This is a genomic window from Aquimarina sp. AU119 (genome assembly GCF_900312735.1).
GTDB lineage: Bacteria > Bacteroidota > Bacteroidia > Flavobacteriales > Flavobacteriaceae > Aquimarina > Aquimarina algiphila.
In genome coordinates, this window is the sequence record NZ_OMPF01000014.1 from 190,817 (window position 1) to 207,393 (window position 16,577).

Consider the following 16,577-nt stretch of genomic DNA (forward strand, 5'->3'; position numbering starts at 1 on the left):
TTCTATACTACTATAAAAACCAACTGCTACAAAATATCTCCCTTTAATACCAGGATGAAAAACACATATATGACTTAGCTATTCCTGGGTTCTGATTCCAGAGTACTTAAAATTGTATCCCGCGTTTGTTCGCGCAATTCTTTCTTCTGTTCTTGTGTTAGCCCTTTTGTTGGAATTGCTTTAAGAATACGAGCCCTCATAATACCAGGACCGCCACTAAAGAAGGTATACGAAAATCGTTTTTTATTATCAAAAAATGCAAGTGGTAATATTGGGATCTGGTGATCTATAGCTAATCTAAAAGCTCCGTCTTTAAACTGATCTAATACAATAGATTCATCATCTGGAACGCCTCCTTCAGGAAAAATACAGATACTTGTACCATCATGTAATCTGGCCTGTGCCCTATCAAAAACCTCTTTACGACTACGCTGGCTATTACGATCAACAAGAATACAGGTTCGTTTGTAGAAAAATCCAAAAACCGGAATCTTTGCCAACTCCTTTTTGCCAACAAAAACAAAAGGATTTTTTACACAGTATAACATTAACATGATATCAGTCATCGATGCATGATTAGCCACAAACATGTAGCTCTTCTTGCGATCAACCGATTCTTCTTTGGTTACTCTAGGTATAAAGCCTGATCCATACAATACAATTTTTGCCCAAAATCTTGCTACTACAAAAAACTGTGGATATAACTTTTCTGTTGAAGAAAGGACTAATAGTAATGGAAACATAATAAGTATTGGAATACCCATAAGGATATAAAACCAGATACGCCACAACAGAATAAGTATGTTCCTTAATAATTGCATTGCCCAAAAATACACAATTGGTTTGAGCTATGTGAACAAAAAAATTACCTTTGCCAAGAAATTAGAAAAATTATCATGTCCAGAATTCTAACAGGAGTACAAAGTACAGGGACTCCGCATCTAGGAAATTTATTAGGAGCCATACTTCCTGCTATCGAAATGGCAAATCAGCCACAGAATGAATCGTTTCTGTTTATCGCTGATATGCATTCACTTACACAAATTAAAGATGCTAAAGTATTACGGGAGAATACCTACTCTACTGCAGCTACCTGGTTAGCTTGTGGATTGGACATAGAAAAAACAGTTTTTTATAGGCAAAGTGATATTCCGCAGGTAACAGAATTATCGTGGTACTTAAGTTGTTTCTTTCCTTATCAACGACTTACCCTTGCTCACTCTTTTAAGGATAAGGCTGATCGATTAGAGGATGTAAACGCTGGGCTATTTACATACCCTATGTTAATGGCTGCAGATATTCTATTGTATGATGCAGAGATTGTTCCTGTAGGAAAGGATCAATTACAACATCTAGAAATGACACGTGATGTAGCTTCAAGAATACATGCTCAGGTTGGTGAGGTATTTGTATTACCAGAAGCTCAGGTACAAAAAGAAACAATGTATGTCCCTGGAACCGATGGTATCAAAATGAGTAAATCAAAAGGCAATATTATCAATCTGTTTTTGCCTGACAAGAAACTGCGTAAACAGATTATGACGATTCAGACTGATAGTACCCCTTTAGAAGAACCAAAAGATCCAGATACTTGCAATTTATTTGCTATATATAAACTTATTGCTACTGAAGAACAGCAAGAAGAAATGCGAAAAAATTATCGTGGTGGTAATTATGGGTATGGTCATGCAAAGCAAGCATTATACGAGCTACTTATCGATAAATTTGCTACAGTTAGGGAACGCTACAATTATTATATGAACAACCTTAATGAAGTTGATGAAGCTCTAGCTATAGGTGCCAAAAAAGCAACTACAATAGCAGATAGCGTATTGACAAGAGTGCGTAAAAAGGTGGGATATTAGTTAATATATCAATTTTTAAAAGCTTTGTTTCAAAACAATTAGATTCATTTACTAGTTTATGACAAAAAGTGTTTATTATTCTTTTTTACTACTATGTATATTCACTTCTTGTTCTAAAGAGCACTTATCTAAGACTAGTATTTCTTTCTATCATTGGAAGTCTGAGGCAAGTTTTAATGAATCTTATACAAAAGCGATTCATACTGCACGTACTGATAAAATCTATCTTCATTATTTTGATATCACAACAAAAGGAAGAACAAACAGCTATAATACTGAGGTTTTTCCAACCTATGTTGTAAAAAAGGTTTCAAAAGAATATCAGGATTTTGATATTGTGCCTGTTGTGTATATTACAAATGAAGTATTTAAGATAAAAAAATTAGATCTTGTAGGTTTATCTGGCAACATCACCAAATTAATCCATCAAATAAGTACAAAACATTTTGGTAGAGAGATTAAAGAAATTCAGATTGATTGTGACTGGACACAAAGTACTAGAAATGTTTATTTCGAATTTTTAAAGACATTATCAACACAGTTTGATATTGATGTAACCATTAGGTTACATCAAATAAAATTTAAAGAAGAAACAGGAGTTCCACCTGTAAAAAAGGGAACTTTAATGGTTTACAACATTGGTGATCTAAAAAACAAACAACAGAATTCTATTTTAGAAAATACAATTGTAAAACAATACATAAATTCTAAAACCGCATACCCCTTGCCGTTACATATTGGTTTACCTTTGTTTTCTCAAACAGTTGTTAGCAATATGGATGATAAAATTAAAATCATCAAAAATACAGAACGGCTCGTTTTGGAAAACGATATTCATTTTAAAAAATTAAATGAATTCAATTTTGAGATTGTAAAAGACACACTCTATAAAGGGTTTTATCTTAGTAAAGGGTATACTTTAAAATTAGAAGAATTAACAGAAGCCGAAATTATAGCATCTTATAAAACAATTAAAGAAAGTAAATTACAAACTAACGATATCATTTTTTATCATTTGGATGAGCAATCACTCTTAACCATTGATTTAAAAAAAATAATAGAGCAGTTATGAGAACTATATTAACCTATACATTGGCCTTTATCTCTTCAATTATCTTTGCAAGTGATCACAATTTTGTTTGTGGTGGTGATGGATATTGGGAAGGTGATAGTTTCTATAATTTATTCGTACAAACTAACATTTCTGCAAAAGAGTTTTACCCTTTTTTAAGGGATGAATACAATAACTTTTATGGTGAGAATTATTATGATGAAAAGAAAGAAATTGTTTACCCTAGAGGGAATGTAAATCTATGGAAAGAAGTTTTGCTAGACTGGAGTACCAAGGATATAGAAAATGTAATTTATAATTTTGATAGTTTTAACTGGAAGAACAAAACCACTAAAGCCGAAAAAAGCGCTAAAACCTATATCGAATTTGCTCAACAATGCAGTGAAGCTTTTAGGTATAGAAACAAGCGAAATTCATGGGATTATGATGAGATCTTAGCCCAAAAAACTGTAAATACCGAAGCTTTACTTGCAAAAGCAAATTTGTTGTTAAGTGCCGAAGCCAACCAGCAATTAAAAGCAAGGTATTATTATCAAATTATTAGGATTTTACATTATTCCAAGAGCTTTAGTGAAGCTGTAAATTTTTACAAAACAAAGGTTGAGGACCAGTTACCAAAAAATGAGATCTATTACTATATAACCGATCAGGTTGCTGGTTGTTATTATTCTTTAAAAGATTACGAAAAAGCAGCATATCTTTTTACAAAAGTGCTAAACAAAAGTATCGATAGAAAAAAATCTGCCTTTTTAAGTTACAATTTTTGTGCAAATAAAAACGCAGAGGGTAAACCATATTTTTCGGGTATCGATGACGAAAAAGATGTGTTGTTAATTGCTAGCTTAAGAGATTTTTCTGATGAAGTTAACAACATCAATAAATTTATACATCTAGATGCAAAAGATCCAAGGGTAGAACTTCTTTTTATGCGTGCATTAAGTAATGTAGAGCGTGATATTTGGCCAAGAAATATTGGTACCTTCGACAGGACATTACCAAATATCCAAAACAATAAAAATTATAAAGAACTCCTACAAATAGCAGAGCAACAAATTGAGAATACTCAAATCAAAAATAAAGATTTTTGGAAAATCACAAGTTCCTATTTATCATTTATTAATAATGATCTTACCACTGCAAACCAGAAATTAAATAAGGTACAATCATTTCCAGAACAAAAGAAAACATTATCCATCATTTATAAAGTTTTTAGTTGGGATACTATTACCCCAGAAAATGAAAATTACTTAATCAAAATTATTGAAGATCATCCTACCAATGAAGATTGGAAACCCCTAATTCTTGATAGAATTTCACATATATATTATAAAAATAATAAAATAGGCAAAGCATTTCTAGTTCATAATCATCTTGAAAATGTCAAAAATATTAGCTCATTAGAATTACTAAATGCTTTAGAAAAGTTTTACCATAAGCCCAATAAAAGCAAGTATGAAAACATGCTTTTAAATAATAAATCTCAATCTTCTCTTGATTTTATAAGCTATATAAATCATCAAAAAGGAGTCTATTATTTATATCAAAGAAATCCTGAAGAAGCGCTGATTTATTTTAACAAAGAAAAAAATCCTGCAAGAGAGGCATCTATTCCTGGAACTATTTTTAGTAACAACATAAAAGAATGTTTTAGTTGTCCTGAAAAAAATATTATGGCAGACGAAGTGTATAAAGCAGATGTTTTTTCATTCATTAAAACCAATTTCTCAAAAAAAGAATTAGCTATAAATTTGATCGAATTAAAAAAATTAACTCATAATGAGAAACAATGGAAATCCAAATTAGCCAATTATTTATTAGCCAATTATTATTATAATATATCCAATACTGGATATTACAGAGGCATCTTAACCAATAATGGTAATTGTTGTGATTATAATTATATCGACTATGCCAATGATAGATATAAGAATACTAAAATAGGCGCTAATATCATTGCAAATAGATCAGGGTATACGTTATCTGATGTTAGTTATTATGACAAACATTATTTTGGATTAAGCGACACTGCGATAGAATATTATCAAAAAGTAATCGATTTGTCTACAGATAAAGAATTAAATGCTCGTTGCCTATATCTAATGGCAAAATGCGAACTTAATGACTACTATAATAATGGTAGTTCTAATACTTTTGAAATAAAATTATCTGAATATCAAACTATTCAATTACCAAATTATAATAGTTTTAAAATATTAAAAGAACAGTATTCAGATACCGAATTTCATAAAATGATTATACGAGAATGTAGTTATTTTAAAGCTTATAGTTCTCATTTCTGATTAAAAACATCCATGCCTCAACTAATTTTGAGATTGATAAAATGAAAATTCTATTCAAAATAGTATATGATTTTCTAAAATTTCTTGAAAAGTTTACCGGGTTATCTTATGAGGAAATTAATATTATAATTTGGTTTATTCTCATCCCATTAAGTTGGGCTATTTTATTGGATACAATTTTTAAAAAACATTACTTCAAAATCTGTTTTTTAACGATCATAATAGTCTCACTACTATATATTGATAATTTTAAAATATTTTCGAATACGTTATTTGATCAATCGGTAAATTTTCTTAATCTTTTTAATCATTTTGGGAGCAACTATGTTGCTTCATCTGTAATTATTTGTGTACTTATTCCATTATTGATCTATATTGTACTTATTCGAAAAGCCTATTTTAAAAATAAATAACTAATCCAAGCCTGTCAAAGAAGTATTGGGAGAACCAACTTCAACAAGCTTAGATATAGAAAATAGTGTACTTATAATAATCTCTTATTCGTACATTCCTTTTTCTACTTTTAAAATCACATTATAGGTTTTGTTCTTTTTGTTAAAAATAACTGGGTATTTCCCCGCTTTTATTACATTTCCTTTAAGTCCCAAACCTTTTAAATATGAGGCATCCAAAGTCAAACTATTTTTAAGATAAAAAATATTAGCTTCTGGATTTGAATCACCATATTGTATTGACATTAAATCATTCTCCCCATAAAACTGTACTCCAAGAATACTCTCATTCATGGCAAACAACATCCCTTCTGTGTTGGATTTAATATCTAATTTGAGTACATCTCTAAAGGACTCAAAAACCCTTGGATCGGCTTTATGAACTAGAATCCATGGATCATTATATACCCAGTCACATCTAATAATTTTACAGGGATCAAAAAGCTCTAGTGGAGGAGTAATTGCGAGTCCGGGGTTTGTTTGACACCTCCATTCTATACATGTACTTCCTGGGTCAGATTCACAGCTTTTTTCACCGGTGAAAGGGTTTGTAACTTGTTTAGCATTAGAGTGAAATTTATATACGCAAATCTCTCCCCAACCTTTTGCATCGGCTTGAATATTTTGATCAACTGCAATTTGTTCTTCGATGGTATTTTCCTGTTCACAAGAGTATACAGTAATTAATAAGATAGCAATTATACTTAATGATACTTTTTTCATAATTTCTATGGTTTTAATATGAGTTAATGGTTGTTTTGGCCCCAAAACATGATATGATCGATCGGTCTGATCCAAAATTAAACAGGATCTTATAAGCACATTGGTAGTGATGTAACAAATCCTAGAAAATATGTAACACACTTATAAAGGGTTATTTACCCCCTTGGAGAAAATGACAGAAAACTTTCTCTGGATAAATGAGGTAAGTAAAACCTTTAACAAAAAATTCACATTTCATCTAAAAATATTATCTTCGCACCCAACTTCGTGGATACGCCCCAAATCGTAATCACAAATTTTATTTAATATAAAACGATAGTTATAATGTTGTCAACAACATACATGTGATCATAGCTGCTAGAGATTTAATCGAATGGTTATTGTGTTTTTGGAATGACGCCGCACTTGCTGAAAAAAATGTAGCAGCCAATGTGCAGAAAAATCGAAAAGCTAGGTAACATTTTTCAATGCTACAACACATATATTAAATGTTTACTATCTAAAAATGAAAAATTACATCCTTTAGAAATTTCATCTATGAATACAATAGAAGGAATAATTCTAAACTATGTATAAAAAATAACTTATACCCTACTATGAAGAAAATTTACCTATTTACATTATTAAGTATTTTATTTTTTGGTTGTTCTAGTGATGACAGTTCACCTGACGCACAATTAAATATTCCAATTATAGATGATATCTCTACTACTAATGCAACTGCTGGAGATATTATTACCATTACAGGAAAAAACTTTGATTCAAACCAAACCTATATTATTAAGTTTAACGGCACACAAGGCACAGTAACCGAAATAACTGCCACATTTCTAAAAGCCAAAGTTCCTGAAGGAGCAACAACAGGAGATATTACCCTTACTATTAATACACAAACAACAGTTGTAGGTACGATAACAATAGATGAAGAACCTCAAAGCCCAACTATAGAAAACATCTCTACAGACAGTGCTGTTGTTGGAGATATTATAACAGTTAATGGTACTAATTTTGATCCTGAGGAAACATATATCATTAAATTTAATGGGATACAAGGTACTATAACAGAGATAACGACAACCTCTTTAAAAGTACAAGTTCCTGAAGGAGCAACCACAGGAGAAATTACTCTTACATTTAATGAAAAAGCAACTGTTATAGGAAATATTGAAATCCTAGAAGTTGTAATAGATTATGGATCTAGACTTTTTGCTTATAAAGATGGAATAACACCAAGTCAAATTGTAGAAATTGACAAAAATACCGGAGAACAGATTAGTGTTATCGCCGATATAGATCATGATAATTATTTGAGTGATTTTATTTTTGATGATGCTAAAAACGAAATTATTTGTAATTATACAGATAATAATATCACTTATCTCTACAAAATAAATGTAGATAATGGGCAAACTACATCAACCCAAAGTAATCCTGCTACAGGTCGTTATGAAAACTGGATTATAGGTCGTTATAACAGTCCAAACTTTCTTTTTGCGTACAAGGATCAAATTACACCTAGCAAAATTGTACAAATTGATCTCGAATCCGGAAATTTTGTTGATGATGTAACAGACATAGATCACAACAATTATTTGAGTGATTTTAATTTTGATTCTGATGCAGATGAAATTATTTGTAATTATACCGATAATAACATCACTTACCTGTACAAAATAAATGTAAATAATGGACAAACAACATCAATCCAAAGTAACCCAACTACAGGTCGATACGAGAACTGGATTATGAGTGCAAATAATAGACTTTTTGTTTACAAAGATGGGGTAACACCTAGTCAAATCATAGAAATTGATAAAAATACAGGAAATCAAATCAGTGTCATTGCTGACATAGATCACGACAATTATTTAAGTGATTTTGTTTTTGATTCCTCAAAAAATGAAATTATTTGTAACTATACTGGTAACAATATTACTTATCTCTATAAGATAAATGTAGATACCGGAAAAACAACATCAATCCAAAGTAACCCAACTACAGGTCGGTACGAGAACTGGATTATGAGTCTTGTGCAATAAGAAAATATAACTATAACAAAAACAGAGATGTATTTTACATCTCTGTTTTTATTCTTTACTCATATCTAGAAATGGTTATTATTGTTTTTGATATACTAAATATCAAAAAAAGTGACTTAGAAACTGATAAAAATCATTTTTGAAAATTAAAAAACAAGGTATCATTGATTTTTATATACAGATATGGAAGTCTCTAATGATATTGTTCTGCGTCCTCGTTTTTTTCAAGAGTTAAATATCTCATCAGAAAAAGCGCTAGATGCTTTTGAAAAAATTGGTAAGACAAATCAAGATTTTAAAATAAGTCGGGTAGATCATCATGTCTTTATACGTATTCCTAAAAACAAACAACACTTTTGGTCTCCTCAATTACATCTTGAGATTTATGATATGGATAACGGACAACCAAAACTAAAAGGTCTTTTTGGTCCAAGTCCAACGGTTTGGACATGTTTTATGTTTCTGCATTTTATAGTAGCTATAGTATTTATAAGTGCTGCCATCTGGATGTATGTAAATATACGCCTCGACAAACCCTATGTATACCCTATTGTCTCCATGTTCTTTCTTATTATTATTTGGTTTGTACTTTATTTTGCAGGACGAATAGGAAGACAAGCTGGTAAAAAGGAGATGCGAGCTTTATATCTTTTCATGCAAAATACAATAAATACTACATCAAAGATTTAACTGTTTCACTTAAACTCAAAAAACTTTAATCCCATACGGATTTCCGTAAGAAAATTTTAAAGTTTTATGATAGCTTGCGATCCAAAAATCAATCAAAATTAAGTGGATAAGAACTTCATACAAATTAATTTTTAATAATAAATACATCTAATATAACATGTTTACAAGGCCCACTTTTTATAAGTTTCGCAATAGCGAATTTATTCAGTATTTAACCTACGTGAAAAACATTGTAATTCTGCGAGATCCACAAGCTTTAAAACTTGCACCACAATCCGCCACTCTAATCCGAGAAATTTTTGCTATGGATGAGGTGTACAAGAAACAAATAAATACAATCTCTAAAGATCTTGAAGCTATAGATAAACGAAGAGACCTTGCTATTATAGGTATAAGAATAGTTTTAGAAGGGTTCATTTATCACTTTGATCATACAAAGCGTAATGCGGCAAAAGAACTCCTACAGAGTATAGACAACTATGAGAAAAGAATTGCTAAGCAAAATTATCATGTAAAGACCATTACTTTGGATCATCTTACTTATGATTGGGAAACAATTTTAGAATTAAAGACAGCTTTGATAACTCTTGATCTTACTGATTGGGCAAAAGAGCTAAAAGAAAGTAATACTACTTTTAATAAAACGTATCTAAAACATAATGCTGAGTATTTGTTCGACAGCAAAACCGATGTCACTCAACTTAGAAATAAAGTAAAAGAAAGCTATACTGATCTCATCAATCATATCACAGCTTATGCTACGCTACATTCGTCTGAGGTATATGAGAATATCATAAAAGAAATTAATATACTTACTAAAAAATATAATGATATTGTAGAAAAAAGAGAGCCCTTAGATGTTGAAATAGTAGAGAGCCTTTTTTGATTATCTTCTATAAATCTAATTCTTCATTATATCATATAAGAAAAAAATTCTTTCCTCTGATATGGATTCCCGTAAGAAAGCTTCAAAGTTTTGTAGTAAATTAGATTAAGAAATCTTTTAACCCTAAAAAGTTTTGAAATAAAACCGCCCCTACAAGTTTGCTACATCAAAAAAACAAGTTGCCATTAAGGGTGTATCAAATAGGTAATAAAGTAATATTAGTAACTGGTTAAAACAAAATTTAAAAATCATAATCGTCTATTGTAAGGTAAGCACATAAAAATGTAAACGGATACACAATAATTGTTTTTAATAACTTTTAAAACTCTTAATGCCTTATGTTTACTACACCTGCTTTTTATATGTTTCGAAATAGCGAGTTTATCAAATATCTAATTGATATAAAGAATATTATAATTGTACAAAATCCTCGCGCTCTAAAAATTGAATCACAAACTGCTGTTTTAACGCAACAAATCACCGTTATTAATGGTGCATTAAAAAAACAACTAGAAAATCCAACAATCTCGAATACTGATCCCAATGAAATAGATCAACGTAGAGATCTTGCTATTGTAGGTATTAGATCTATCGTAGAAGCTTACACATATAATGTTGATGAGATAAAAAGTGCAGCCGGAGCAGCTTTATTAGAAAGTATTGACAAATACGGAAGCCCGATTGCCCAACATACTTATGAAGCACAAAACAATGCTCTGGACAATCTTTTACATGATTGGTCTACCATTCTTATTCTAAAAGCTTCCATAGCAATTCTAGGATTAACTAGCTGGGTAGAAGAGTTATCAGAAGACAATGAATCTTCTCCCCAAATATCTTTTAATCACAATCTAACATCTGTACCTAATAGTAAAATAAATATATACAGACTTAGAACTCAAGCTAAAAAAAGCTATCATAATCTGATTAATCATATTGCAAGTCATGCTTCTTTAAATCCAAAAACTTATGAATGTGTAGTACGAGAAATTAATATACTAACAAGTCGTTATAACACTCTGGTAGAAAAAAGAAAAAATACTGTTTCTGATACCATAAAAGGCAAAAAACGCTTTAAACCATCTTATATGTTCTAAGCAAGAAATGTTATGTTGAAACAAACTATTATTTTTCAGAAAAAGAATACTTAATTTCATTATTGTTCATTCGAATCATCATTACTTCTTAGCTAATACAAAAAAAATCTTTTGTTCTCGTACGGATTTCCGTAAGACAATCTCATATTTTCTTCTTAATTTAATATCAGGAAAATTTCATATTTAGAAGCTTTTCGAACAATCTTTATCGTTCTAATACTTTATAAGGATATCATATGTATATACCAACATATACAGACTAGTACTTGAATTTAAAAAAATCAGAAAGAGAATACTCAAGTGCTATGCAAAGCAGTCTGATCACTTCTACAGAAGGTCTAGTATCTGCCTTTTCGATATCAATAATTGTGCGATAACTTACCCCAGATTTTTCGGCTAATTCAGTCAAAGTCAGTCCGGCGTCTAACCTCAAACCCCGTAATCGATTGCCTAGTGCTTCTTTAAATTGATCATCCTTAGCCATCCTCAAAAATGGCTAAATTCCTGTTAACAAGATAGTTGCAGATGAATTTATTTACGTAAAACACTGGTTATCTGTAATAATTATGCAGTATATTGCATAATTTATTATATTTGTCTCAGACAAAACAATAATGACCAAAGAAGAGCTATATCGTTATATGTTGGCCTATCAGCAGGAGCACATGTTTACTAAAAAGGATCAAAGTAATTTTATTAATGTCCTCAAAAGTTTACAAGCTGATGCTGACCCAAAAAAAGGAAAAACATAACCAAAAATTGATAGACATGACAGAAAAAAAACTTTACGAACGATTGATGCACTATAAAAGTAAGTATGGTCTTACCAGAGAAGCATTACAGCAGTATCAATGGGCATTAGAGCTCATTAAACAAGGAAATAGCGACCAAGAAGAATAAAAATATAGAATTCCATACTATCTCCATACTTCTTATAAACAGAAACAAGTTCAGGTCTCAAACGATGTCAGAAACTAATATTTCATCGTTTGAGATTCTGAAATAAAATAATGCTCAAAATACGATCAATTGTTTTATAGTACTCTGTCAATGATTTTTTTATTTATCGTGACTTCATCAAAACATTTTTCAGCCCAATCTTTTGACATACGTTTTTTTGCGAATTCACCATATCTAAAATCCGTCCATTTTATGTTTTTCTTTTGTTTTATTTTTTCCAAATTTTTATGTGAAATAAAAGATTGAGCCAGGTAGTAAATCGTCTTATATTGTCCTTGATGCTCTGTTCTTTTTATTAAGCGTAGATAAAGGTGTGGCGTTCTAACAAGAAGAATATATCCCATTATTGTAGTTACTATAAAAACACCTAAACCGTAGAAAGTCCAAACTGCGTTTATGATTAATGAAATCATCATTAAGCCAAGAAGATATACAAAAAAACTCAAGCCGAGAGCATTTATTTCTCTTGGAGACATATTATGTTTTTCCATAAATCGAATATAAAATTCAGGTTTCCAAATAGCTTTTCTAACTTCGGACACTACAATTTCATCCACTTCTTTCTCGACTGTTAATTGATCAAAAAATAACTCAGCTTCTTTTTTTGTTAATTTATTCGAACTAATATATCTCCATTTTATACTTTTTTTACCTACTATTTTTTCTGGCTTTTTGTTAGAAATACATGATTGGACCATATAATATACCTCTTCTTCTTTACCAAGCTGTTCTGTTCTTTCAATGATCCTATAATAACGATGATAATATGTAGTATATAATTTAAACGATACTGATACTACTACTATAGAGATTCCTAAAACAAATAAGGTCCATGGACCAAAAAGAGCTGTTGCTAAAGAAGTAAGAAATAAAATCACCAATGGGATAAAAATGATTAGTTTTTCAAAATTCCTCACATGTTCACGAATAGTATTGTCATATCTAAAGAGTTTATGTATTGACTTTCCAATCCGTTGTGTTTCTTTCATTCTATTTTTCTATACTAACCAAGGCTATTATTTCCGAAGATAGGTTTTTCTGAAGATCAATTATCTTTGAAGAATTATAAAATCTCATCAATAACTTTTTTTTCTGTGGTTTCCCCATTAAAATAATACTCTGCATTTTCTCTGGAAAGATCTCGTCTAAATTCGTTGTGTTTGTAATATTTCCATTTTATATTTTTATCATCTTCTATTTTTTCTAATCCTTTTCTGGAAATAAACGATTGCATATAGTATGATGTTTTTTTATACCGCCCTTGACTCTCTTTTCTTTCGACCAATCTAAGATAGCGATGGTTTTTTCTAATATAAAGTACACATACTACTATAATACTTAATATAACGATTCCTAAAATACTAAAGGTTTGTAAAGGGGCTAAAGGAAAGCTCGTCAAGAAAAGTAATCCTTTAAAAAAAAGAAAGAATGATAATATCCCAAGCAATATACCGGGAACTATTATTTCTTTAATATGTAGATTATTTTTTTCTAAAAATTTCTGTCGGAATCCAGGTTTATAAATCGATTTTTTAACCCGAGAGATTACAAGGTCATCTACTTTATTTTCAATTGTTTTTTGGTCAAAAAAAAGTTCAGCTTTTCTTCTCTCAGAAGGATCTTCTCCATTAGAAGAATAAAACGACTCTACATCTGTCCATTTTATGTTCTTATCAAGGACTATTTTTTCTGGTTTTTTGTATGAAACATAGGATTGAACAATATAATATACAGCTTCTTCATTTTGACCTTTCTGTTCTGTTCTTTTTATAATTCGATAATACCGATGATATAGATTGTTATACAACTTAAACAAGAATATTACTACTATTATAGATATCCCAAAAATTGGTAAGAACCAAGCGGTAATGCTTAAATGCATTATTACCGAACAAATTAAAAGTGGTATCATCATAAAGAATACCATTTCTAAATTTTCTGCATGACTATTAATCGTATTGTCATACCGATAAGGTTTATATATTGATTTCCTAATCAGAGGGGGTTCTTTCATTTTTTTCTATAATATAACAATCAAGAGTTAAATATCAGTATTGTTTATTTAAAAGTAAAAAAATATTCGATCAAAATAGCATCTCCATAAATTGTATCGGTTCAATAAATCTGGCGTCAAATAAAATAAAGCTATTTTTATATTTTAAAACATTGGTGATTAGTTTTTTAGCTGAACTAAAAAGCAAAACACAATAAATAAAACATGTTATGATTTTAAAAAGAGGTCATTATTTAGCTCCTAACTATCAAACCTATGATTTTAATGATTTTCTAGTGGGTACAACAAAATATGAAGCCCCGGTAGAAACCGGAGTTTGGCATTCTCATGAAAAGCCAGTCATTAGTTTTGTGCTCTACGGGGGTAATAAAGAATATCGCAAAGGTAAAGAGATCGAAAGATTAGAAGGAGCAATAAATTATTACCATGCTCATGAACTTCACAAGAATATCTATACTAAATTCCCTTCGAAACACATAAGCCTGGAAATAGATGATACTTTTTTAACAAAATATGAGCATACAGAAGAGTCTATCGAGTTAGCAGTGACAAAAAACCATGATGCTCGTTTTACTTTTATCAAATTACTCAATGAAGCCGAAATTAATGATCTACAATCCTATAGCTCAATAGAAATGTTATTCTTAACTTTTCTAGAAAACTCCCTTAACTCAAAAGATGACTTATTATTTCCAAAATGGATGCTATCTATAAGAGATATTCTAAATGATAGATGGAATGAAAATATTTCTTTAAAAGAATTAAGTGATAACGTTAATGTTCATCCTACTACAATTTCGAAGAATTTTAGAACGTATTTTCAATGTACTCTAGGCGAATACTCTCGTAAACTAAAAATAGATCGTTCACTTGATTTATTAAAATCTAAACAGCATTCTCTTACAGAAATTGCATATATATGTGGTTTTTCTGACCAAAGTCATTTTACCCGTGTTTTTAAATCTATCTCTGGTTATTTACCTAAAGAATATACTAAAGTCTAAATAAATCTTGCGTTATCTCTTTTTATCATTCTTATATGTTTTGGAAATCAGAAGATGATAACTTTTATCCAAGAATGGAAAATAGTCAGTGCTCCTTTTCATCAAATCTCAGTATATGAACATCCTTAGTTTTTACTTTAAAGAACCCATTGAAAGTTGTAAATCAGGCTCTTTAAATAAAAAAAACTATTTTTAATATTTAGTGTCATGCACAAAATTAATGTTACTTCTTGCAATTTTATTGTTCTTTGATCATTCAAAACTTGCTACCAGACTTGCAAGATTAAGTTCATAGGAAGAAAAAAACATGAAATCAACAGAGATTTATAAATGGCATGGTAACATTTTAATATGTTACGACACTTACTTTTATAACACTGAAAACTATGATAATGATTTCACTAAAATCAGGGTAATATTACTATTCTTTTTAAAACTACATTTATCATCATTATCTCTATTCATATAAACATTAAAGTCAAAACAATTTAAAAAATGGATAATTATTACAAACCATCAGGAAAATTTTCTGCAACCTCATTACTTTACTTTATACTACTATCATGTACAGCATTCCCAATTCTTGGGCTTGTATATGCATACTGTATATGGTACATCCCATTCTTTTATATTAACTTTCTTATCACAGGAGCATTTGGTTTTGCTATCGGGTACCTAATCAATGTTTTTGTTATCGGAAAAGGAAAAGTTAGAAATACAATGCTTGCAGTTATCCTAGGAATATTAGGCGGACTTATTGCAATGTATTTTCACTGGTCGGTTTGGACTGATCTGGTTATCAACTCTGGTGAAAGCTATGGGACATCACGAATAGGTATTACTGTAAGTAATATAAAAATTTTACAAGTTTTCACTCTAGTAACACAACCTGATGTTTTATTTAGTTTAATTGGAGAGATTAATGAAGTTGGAGTCTGGGGAATTCGTAATGCAACTGTAAGTGGAGTTTTTTTAACGATCATTTGGATCATCGAATTATTAGCAGTAATTGGTATTAGTACATTAACATCATTTCCTAAAGCCGGAGAGCCCTTTTGCGAAACCAATAATAACTGGTTTAAAGAAAGTGTTTTACCTGCTTTTAATCATATCCCTGAAACCTCTAAAATGATTGCAGATCTGGAAAAAGGAGATCAGAGTGCCTTTAATGAATTAGCACCTTCTTCTAATATAGAACAAGATCATAGTGTATTTACATTATATACATCTGATCAAAACAAATGTTATCTTTCTATTGAAAACAAAAAAGCCAAAAGAGATAATAAAGGAAAACTTAGCTTTGATACCGATACTTTTATCGAATATATTTCTTTAAATACTACTCTTAAAGATATATTACTAGCGAAATAAGTTATCAAGAGAGGTATAGAAATTTGATATTTCTATACCTCTTGTTCTAAAAAATGGGAAATAAATCGAGAAAGGTTTTAACATTAAATTGTAAATAAACAGGA

Annotated in this window: 16 protein-coding genes; 11 read left to right on the plus strand and 5 right to left on the minus strand. The window is 30.1% G+C overall.

All coding sequences use genetic code 11. The features are described 5' to 3' along the window. Positions 1–74 precede the first annotated feature (74 nt). The gene (locus tag DK442_RS11735) at positions 75–821 is read right to left on the minus strand and encodes a 1-acyl-sn-glycerol-3-phosphate acyltransferase (protein ID WP_109436074.1); all 747 of its coding nucleotides are present in this window, start codon (positions 819–821) and stop codon (positions 75–77) included. Between the two features lie 75 nt (positions 822–896). Here DK442_RS11735 and trpS point away from each other — a divergent pair, with 75 nt between their 5' ends. Genes trpS through DK442_RS11750 form a run of 3 tightly spaced genes read left to right on the plus strand, consistent with a single transcriptional unit; the run spans position 897 to position 5,237 of the window. Continuing rightward, positions 897–1,865, plus strand: a complete 969-nt coding sequence (gene trpS / locus DK442_RS11740) for a tryptophan--tRNA ligase (RefSeq protein ID WP_109436075.1) — start codon at positions 897–899, stop codon at positions 1,863–1,865. A 58-nt stretch (positions 1,866–1,923) separates the two neighbouring features. After that, positions 1,924–2,937, plus strand: coding sequence for a hypothetical protein (locus DK442_RS11745; RefSeq protein ID WP_109436076.1), 1,014 nt, complete (start codon positions 1,924–1,926; stop codon positions 2,935–2,937). Then, positions 2,934–5,237 (plus strand): hypothetical protein, encoded by a 2,304-nt coding sequence (locus DK442_RS11750; RefSeq protein WP_109436077.1) that lies wholly within the window; start codon positions 2,934–2,936, stop codon positions 5,235–5,237. Before DK442_RS11745 ends, DK442_RS11750 begins: the two co-directional genes overlap by 4 nt. A gap of 497 nt (positions 5,238–5,734) precedes the next feature. On the opposite strand, the gene DK442_RS11760 is transcribed toward DK442_RS11750, so the two are convergent. Next, positions 5,735–6,412 carry a hypothetical protein gene (locus DK442_RS11760; protein WP_160114139.1) on the minus strand — a complete coding sequence of 226 codons (678 nt, stop codon included), beginning with the start codon at positions 6,410–6,412 and terminating at the stop codon, positions 5,735–5,737. A gap of 596 nt (positions 6,413–7,008) precedes the next feature. Here DK442_RS11760 and DK442_RS11765 point away from each other — a divergent pair. From DK442_RS11765 to DK442_RS11780, 4 genes are all read left to right on the plus strand, one after another. Next, positions 7,009–8,451, plus strand: coding sequence for an IPT/TIG domain-containing protein (locus DK442_RS11765; RefSeq protein WP_109436080.1), 1,443 nt, complete (start codon positions 7,009–7,011; stop codon positions 8,449–8,451). 183 nt (positions 8,452–8,634) lie between these two features. After that, entirely contained in the window at positions 8,635–9,141 is a 507-nt protein-coding gene (locus DK442_RS11770) for a GTP-binding protein (RefSeq protein ID WP_109436081.1), read from the plus strand. 220 nt (positions 9,142–9,361) lie between these two features. Then, complete coding sequence (locus DK442_RS11775) at positions 9,362–10,027, plus strand: DUF6261 family protein (RefSeq protein WP_160114140.1); 666 nt, start codon at positions 9,362–9,364, stop codon at positions 10,025–10,027. A 338-nt stretch (positions 10,028–10,365) separates the two neighbouring features. After that, entirely contained in the window at positions 10,366–11,124 is a 759-nt protein-coding gene (locus DK442_RS11780) for a DUF6261 family protein (RefSeq protein WP_109436083.1), read from the plus strand. A 259-nt stretch (positions 11,125–11,383) separates the two neighbouring features. Here the strand turns inward: DK442_RS11780 and DK442_RS11785 are convergent, their stop codons facing one another. Further along, positions 11,384–11,608 carry a helix-turn-helix domain-containing protein gene (locus DK442_RS11785; protein ID WP_109436084.1) on the minus strand — a complete coding sequence of 75 codons (225 nt, stop codon included), beginning with the start codon at positions 11,606–11,608 and terminating at the stop codon, positions 11,384–11,386. Positions 11,609–11,738: 130 nt separating this feature from the next. On the opposite strand from DK442_RS11785, the gene DK442_RS28215 reads away from it, so the two are divergent. After that, positions 11,739–11,876 carry a hypothetical protein gene (locus DK442_RS28215; protein ID WP_160114141.1) on the plus strand — a complete coding sequence of 46 codons (138 nt, stop codon included), beginning with the start codon at positions 11,739–11,741 and terminating at the stop codon, positions 11,874–11,876. 16 nt (positions 11,877–11,892) lie between these two features. Further along, positions 11,893–12,024, plus strand: a complete 132-nt coding sequence (locus DK442_RS28790) for a hypothetical protein (protein WP_255412225.1) — start codon at positions 11,893–11,895, stop codon at positions 12,022–12,024. Between the two features lie 134 nt (positions 12,025–12,158). On the opposite strand, the gene DK442_RS11790 is transcribed toward DK442_RS28790, so the two are convergent. Together DK442_RS11790 and DK442_RS11795 are read right to left on the minus strand one after the other, a co-directional pair. Next, positions 12,159–13,073, minus strand: a complete 915-nt coding sequence (locus DK442_RS11790) for a hypothetical protein (RefSeq protein ID WP_109436085.1) — start codon at positions 13,071–13,073, stop codon at positions 12,159–12,161. 74 nt (positions 13,074–13,147) lie between these two features. Further along, a complete protein-coding gene (locus tag DK442_RS11795) occupies positions 13,148–14,098 on the minus strand; it encodes a hypothetical protein (protein ID WP_109436086.1) in 951 nt (316 codons plus the stop codon). A 209-nt stretch (positions 14,099–14,307) separates the two neighbouring features. Here DK442_RS11795 and DK442_RS11800 point away from each other — a divergent pair, with 209 nt between their 5' ends. Further along, complete coding sequence (locus DK442_RS11800; RefSeq protein ID WP_109436087.1) at positions 14,308–15,102, plus strand: AraC family transcriptional regulator; 795 nt, start codon at positions 14,308–14,310, stop codon at positions 15,100–15,102. Between the two features lie 495 nt (positions 15,103–15,597). After that, positions 15,598–16,473, plus strand: coding sequence for a hypothetical protein (locus DK442_RS11805; RefSeq protein WP_235010950.1), 876 nt, complete (start codon positions 15,598–15,600; stop codon positions 16,471–16,473). Positions 16,474–16,577: the final 104 nt, after the last annotated feature.

Excerpts from the sequence above, each read along its gene's own strand:
- DK442_RS11735 (WP_109436074.1), bottom strand. The coding sequence starts at position 821 with ATGCAATTATTAAGGAACATACTTATTCTGTTGTGGCGTATCTGGTTT.
- trpS (WP_109436075.1), top strand. The coding sequence starts at position 897 with ATGTCCAGAATTCTAACAGGAGTACAAAGTACAGGGACTCCGCATCTA.
- DK442_RS11745 (WP_109436076.1), top strand. The coding sequence starts at position 1,924 with ATGACAAAAAGTGTTTATTATTCTTTTTTACTACTATGTATATTCACT.
- DK442_RS11750 (WP_109436077.1), top strand. The coding sequence starts at position 2,934 with ATGAGAACTATATTAACCTATACATTGGCCTTTATCTCTTCAATTATC.
- DK442_RS11760 (WP_160114139.1), bottom strand. The coding sequence starts at position 6,412 with ATGAAAAAAGTATCATTAAGTATAATTGCTATCTTATTAATTACTGTA.
- DK442_RS11765 (WP_109436080.1), top strand. The coding sequence starts at position 7,009 with ATGAAGAAAATTTACCTATTTACATTATTAAGTATTTTATTTTTTGGT.
- DK442_RS11770 (WP_109436081.1), top strand. The coding sequence starts at position 8,635 with ATGGAAGTCTCTAATGATATTGTTCTGCGTCCTCGTTTTTTTCAAGAG.
- DK442_RS11780 (WP_109436083.1), top strand. The coding sequence starts at position 10,366 with ATGTTTACTACACCTGCTTTTTATATGTTTCGAAATAGCGAGTTTATC.
- DK442_RS11785 (WP_109436084.1), bottom strand. The coding sequence starts at position 11,608 with ATGGCTAAGGATGATCAATTTAAAGAAGCACTAGGCAATCGATTACGG.
- DK442_RS28215 (WP_160114141.1), top strand. The coding sequence starts at position 11,739 with ATGACCAAAGAAGAGCTATATCGTTATATGTTGGCCTATCAGCAGGAG.
- DK442_RS28790 (WP_255412225.1), top strand. The coding sequence starts at position 11,893 with ATGACAGAAAAAAAACTTTACGAACGATTGATGCACTATAAAAGTAAG.
- DK442_RS11790 (WP_109436085.1), bottom strand. The coding sequence starts at position 13,073 with ATGAAAGAAACACAACGGATTGGAAAGTCAATACATAAACTCTTTAGA.
- DK442_RS11795 (WP_109436086.1), bottom strand. The coding sequence starts at position 14,098 with ATGAAAGAACCCCCTCTGATTAGGAAATCAATATATAAACCTTATCGG.
- DK442_RS11800 (WP_109436087.1), top strand. The coding sequence starts at position 14,308 with ATGATTTTAAAAAGAGGTCATTATTTAGCTCCTAACTATCAAACCTAT.
- DK442_RS11805 (WP_235010950.1), top strand. The coding sequence starts at position 15,598 with ATGGATAATTATTACAAACCATCAGGAAAATTTTCTGCAACCTCATTA.